2 protein-coding genes are annotated in these 2,537 nt (G+C 61.5%); one reads left to right on the forward strand and one right to left on the reverse strand.

Going from position 1 to position 2,537, the window contains the following annotated elements:
- Positions 1–1,051: AAA family ATPase (locus EN949_RS34505; RefSeq protein WP_127371960.1), on the reverse strand; the 1,051-nt coding region annotated here is incomplete at its 3' end.
- A 325-nt stretch (positions 1,052–1,376) separates the two neighbouring features.
- Here EN949_RS34505 and tssA point away from each other — a divergent pair.
- On the forward strand, positions 1,377–2,537 hold a 1,161-nt coding region (tssA, locus tag EN949_RS34510; RefSeq protein WP_127371961.1), incomplete at its 3' end, for a type VI secretion system protein TssA.

Here is a 2,537-nt window from a genome sequence, read left to right on the forward strand (position 1 = left end):
CGATGTGCTGCTTATATTCGGCCCAGGTCGTTGCGGCGATGGTGCGAAGTTCGCCCCGTGCCAGCGCCGGCTTCAAGAGATTGGCGGCATCACCGGTTCCGGCAGCACCGCCGGCGCCAATCAAGGTGTGGGCCTCGTCGATGAACAGGATGACCGGCGTTTCGGACGATTGAACCTCGTCGATCACAGCCTTCAGCCGTTTTTCGAATTCGCCCTTCACGCTGGCGCCCGCCTGCATCAATCCGACATCGAGCATGCGCACGCTGACGCCTTGCAGCGTGGGCGGCACATCGCCCTGAGCGATACGCAAGGCAAAGCCCTCAACGACCGCCGTCTTGCCGACCCCGGCCTCGCCGGTCAGGATCGGGTTGTTTTGCCGACGCCGCATCAGGATGTCGACTATCTGCCGGATCTCCGGATCGCGGCCGACGACCGGATCGATCTTGCCCTCGCGGGCGCGTTGGGTCAGATCGGTGGCGAATTTCGCCAAGGCCGAATCTCCGCCCATGGTCCGCTTCGGCGTTTCAGCCGCGGGAACCGCGATGGCTGCGCCGCCTTCGAGCGAACCTTCCACGACATCGGCGAACCGCGCGACAACCGCATCGGCGTCGATCTTGTCGAACTCGCCGCTGATCTTCGACAGCAGGCCTTCCAGAACCGGGGTTTTCAGGCAGGAAAGCAGAATATGGGCGCTGCGGACTTCCTCGACGCCGAACTCCAGCGTCGCGAGGTTCCAGGCTTCCTGGATTGCATGGAAGATATGATCGGAGAATTCCTCGATCGAGGTTGCGCCATAGGGCAACTTGTCGACGGCACGGGTCATATCTGCCGTGAGCCGGCTGGCATCCAGTCCCGCATCGGCGATTATCATTTGCACATCGGAGCGGTCGGAAAGCACCAGCTGCTCGATGAAGTGAACGAGTTCGACGTAAGGATTGCCGCGCAGCTTGGCGCTATCGGCCGCGGCCTTGAAGGCGCGCACCCCGACAGGATCAAGCTTGCCGACCAGTTCCTTACGCTTGAAGCTCTGCGACGACCGGCGCTGTTCCATCGAACGTGCTCCTGCAATCTGCCAGCCGATAAACTGCCACAGATGCCGCCACTTGACAAAGTGCGTTGTGGACGAGGCCTCAATGCCTGGTTCAGCCAGCTTCCTCGTATTGTGGAAGTCTTGCACCACCGGCTGCAAACAACAGCGGAATTGCGCGCCCTGCGCGATGCATTTCTCATACGGATTGACAATTGCGCCACGGAGTTCGGTACTCGGCGGTGTTCAGCTTCTGTTAATTTTGGAGCACTCGTTGAATTGTGGTAAAGTGCACCGGTGTGATAACGTAGGGTCACATAAGGTTTGAGGGCCTTCGCTGGGGGTTGGTGTGATTGATCTCGCACTCTGGCTTTCTTCGCTAGACGGTGAGAATCCGTCCGGGGAAGATTTGCGCAACGACCCGGCTTTCCATGAGTTGGAGCGCCTGACCGAAGCCCAACTCAAGGTCGTCCACGACGGCAACAATAAGGCCGGCTCGCAAAGCACGATTCCAGTCGACTGGCCCGCTGTGCTCGCAAAGGCGGAGGAATTGCGCGCGCATGGCAGGGACTTGCGCCTGCTTGTCATCGTCACGCGCGCGCTGGCCAATGAAGACGGGCTGGCCGGATTGGCGCAAGGTCTGACGCTGATCGCGCAGACCTTCGATCAGCATTGGGACACCATGCATCCGGCTATGCGGCCCAACGCTTCGCCGCGCGATGCCGCCTTGCGCCGTATCAACGCGCTGATCGACCTGCAGAATGGTCAGGACGGGTTGTTGGCGAATCTGCGGCAAATGACGTTCTTCGCGCCGCGCGCAATCGGCCCGGTTCAGGGCAAGGACCTGGAGAAGGGTGCGCTCGACGATCGCGTCATGCTCCAGGAAGCCGCCTCGGGGCTGAATGCGGCGGAAAAAGCGCAGCTGGTCAGTGCGCACGGACAACTCTTGAATCGGGTGCGTGCCGCATGTGCGGCACAGATCGATCAGGCCAATGCGGAGATGGTCCAGCTCATCGCCGACGCCCGGGCGACGATCACGGCACTGGATGCGCTCGAGACTGCGCTCAACGCTCGTCTCGAGGGCAGCGGCACTCCCGTTCCGGACTTAAAACGGTTCCTGCAGCGTTTGCTGACGACACTTGAACGGAATTCAGCGGCCGGCGCGGTGACGAATGGCGCAGCCACGCAGGCGGTGCCGACGGAACTGGCAACGCCTGCTCGAAACGGTCATGGAGCCGATGCTATGGCAAGTATGGCAAGCTATGCGGACTCGAGCACGGGACTCCCCGACCGGATCTCCTCGCGCGACGACGTGGTGAAATGCCTCGACCTGGTCGTCGCCTTCTATGACCGTACCGAACCGTCGAGCCCAATTCCGCACCTGGCTCGGCGGGTCCGTCGGATGGTGCACATGGATTTCGTTGAACTGATGGAAGATCTCGCCCCTTCGGGGCTGAAGGAGTTCAGGCTGCTGGCCGGCGTTCCCGATGCCAAGAAGACGGCTCAGAAG

The sequence above is a fragment of the Mesorhizobium sp. M7A.F.Ca.US.007.01.2.1 genome (assembly GCF_003998165.1).
GTDB classification, from domain to species: Bacteria; Pseudomonadota; Alphaproteobacteria; order Rhizobiales; family Rhizobiaceae; genus Mesorhizobium; species Mesorhizobium ciceri.